This window comes from Lutibacter sp., from assembly GCF_040883305.1.
GTDB lineage: Bacteria > Bacteroidota > Bacteroidia > Flavobacteriales > Flavobacteriaceae > Lutibacter.
The window spans coordinates 1-2614 of the sequence record NZ_JBFLKT010000216.1 but is presented as its reverse complement, the minus strand read 5'-3'; the positions used below and the strand labels follow the sequence as shown (position 1 = coordinate 2614).

Below are 2614 nucleotides of genomic sequence, written 5' to 3'. Positions count from 1 at the left end.
TCTTTACAAGCTCCAAAAGGTGAAGAAGGATTATATCTAGGCTTTAGTCATTTACACTCATTTATATCTTCAATTGTAGGATTTGGGTTGTCTGGATTTTTGCTTTCAAAATATTGTCCTGAACCAAAATTATTTGAAACGCATGAAGCCTGGCAAGCAGCCTCTGCAAATGCACATTATATTTGGTATTATTTTGCCGCAATTGCATTGTTTTCTGCAATCTCATTAATAGTTTATGGTAAGGTAATTGAGAAATTAGACGCTAAAAAGCAATAATTTTTAATCTGAAATAAATAAAAACCTGTCTGAAAAATTGTAAATTTTTTAGACAGGTTTTTTCATTAAACTATTTTTTAACTTTAACTACTCAGCATCGTAAAAACCTTCTAATGCTTTTGTCATAAAAGTATGATCATCCACACCGCTAGTTTCTCTTACAGAATGCATTGCCCACATCGGATTTCCAACGTCAACAGAACGCATCGCTAATTGACCGGCCGAAACATTTCCTAAAGTACCACCACCAAGCATATCTGAGCGATTTACAAATTTTTGATATGGAATAGCAGCTTCTTTACAAATCATTTCAAAAACAGCACACGAATTACTATCTGTAGTATATTTCTGATTTCCTTCAATTTTAATTACGGGTCCAGCATTAATAATTGGTCTATTTACTGGATCGTGTTTGTCTGGATGATTTGGATGTAAAGCGTGCGCCATATCTGCACTTACCATAAATGAATTATAAATTGCACGTTGGCTATCTTCTTCATTTGCACCTTGGATATTCAAAATACGACTTAAAACATCTTTAAGTATTGGAGAACCTGCGCCTTGTTTAGATCTACTTCCTACTTCTTCATTGTCAAAAATAGCAAGTACATTGGTTGATGTTGTTTGGTCTGAATCTAATAAAGCAGATAATCCGGCATGAACCATTGCTAAATCATCTAGTTTTCCAGAACAAATAAATTCGTTATTTAAACCAATTATGCTTCCTTTGGCAACATCATATAGGTTTAAATCAACTTCTAGAATATCTTCAACAGGAACATTTATAACTTCCGAAATTTTAGTAGCTAACAATAAATCTTTATTCAGATCTTCATTAATTAATGCTGCAATCGGCAACATATCTACTTGTTTATTTAATGCAATTCCTTCATTTACCGTTCTGTTAAAGTGAATTGGTAAATTTGGAATAATTAAAATAGGTTGCTCAATAGCTACCAAATGAGTTATTGGATTTAGGCTGTTTTTACCTTTACAACTTACGCGACCTGCAATAGATAACGGGCGATCTAACCACGTATTTAAAATCGGACTTCCGTAGGTTTCGGTATTAAATTTTATGTATTTATCTTCAACTGAAATTTCTGGAGAAGGTTTTATTTTAAATGTTGGAGAATCTGAATGTGCTGCAACAATTTTAAAACCGCTTGATGCAATATCTGAAATGCCAACTTTAAATGCAAATAATGAAGTATCATTTTGGGTTACAAAATACTTTCCTTCTTTTTCAATGGTCCATTTATTTTTAAAATTTAATTCAGTGAAATTATTTTCTAACAATATGTTTTTTACATTTCTAACTACATGATAAGGGCTTGGACTGTTACCTATAAAATCTATTAAATCTTGAGCATGTTTAAGGTTTGAGTTCATAAAAGAATCTTTAAATTAAAACAAAATTTTGAGTAACAAATATAGAATATTATAAAAAAATAGTATCAAATAACGTTAAGTTCTTTTGGGTTTTTAAATCAAATATATTCTTGTTGTTTTTTTATTGAAGAATTAACATTTCATTAACTAAATTCGCACCTTTAAAAACCGCCATTCATGATATTTTTAATTGTTAAATAATTAATTTTGATATAATTAAATCAATCTAATTAACAATTTACAATTATGGATAAAAAAACACCTAAACTATTAACAACTATTACACTTTTTTGTGTGGCTGTAGCTTTAATAAGTTGCAAACAAACAAAGGAAAAAGAGGAAAATATGACAACTAACAATATATTGTTACAAGAGTGGACTGGGCCTTATGGCGGTGTTCCAGCTTTTGATAAAATGAATATCGAAGATATTAAGCCTGCTATTGAAAAAGGCATGGAATTAAACCTTCAAGAAATTGATGAAATTACTTCAAATTCTGAAGCTCCTACATTTGAGAACACTATTGTTCCAATGGAAAAATCTGGTGAAGCTTTAGACCGAGTATTTAGTTATTATGGTATTTGGAGTGCAAATATGTCTTCTCCTGAATTTAGAAAAATTCAAAGTGAAATGGCTCCAATTTTGTCAGATTTCCGATCTAAAATTTCACAAAATGCAGCATTGTTTCAACGTATAAAAACCGTTTATGACAATTCATTAAAAACACCATTAGAAGCGGACCAACAACGTGTTATTCAACTTATTTATGAAGGATTTGCAATGGATGGCGCCGAGTTAGATGAAGCTAAAAAATTGCGTTATGCAGCAATTAATAAAGAACTTTCAACTTTATATACCAATTTTTCAAATAATATCTTAGCAGATGAGGAAAATTATGTGGTGTATTTAACTGAAGATCAATTAGGTGGATTAGCGGATGGAATGA

Annotated in this window: 2 protein-coding genes and 1 pseudogene; 2 read left to right on the top strand and 1 reads right to left on the bottom strand. The window is 30.7% G+C overall.

Annotated features, from left to right (window positions below):
- Positions 1-276, top strand: a 276-nt coding sequence (locus AB1Z17_RS06920) for a hypothetical protein (protein WP_368051068.1), incomplete at its 5' end; no start/stop codon positions are given.
- Between the two features lie 87 nt (positions 277-363).
- Here the strand turns inward: AB1Z17_RS06920 and AB1Z17_RS06915 are convergent.
- Positions 364-1668: a M18 family aminopeptidase gene (locus tag AB1Z17_RS06915; protein ID WP_368051067.1), complete on the bottom strand. Its 1305-nt coding sequence runs from the start codon at positions 1666-1668 to the stop codon at positions 364-366.
- A 246-nt stretch (positions 1669-1914) separates the two neighbouring features.
- Here AB1Z17_RS06915 and AB1Z17_RS06910 point away from each other — a divergent pair.
- A pseudogene (locus tag AB1Z17_RS06910) lies at positions 1915-2614 on the top strand (M3 family peptidase); the annotation flags it as partial.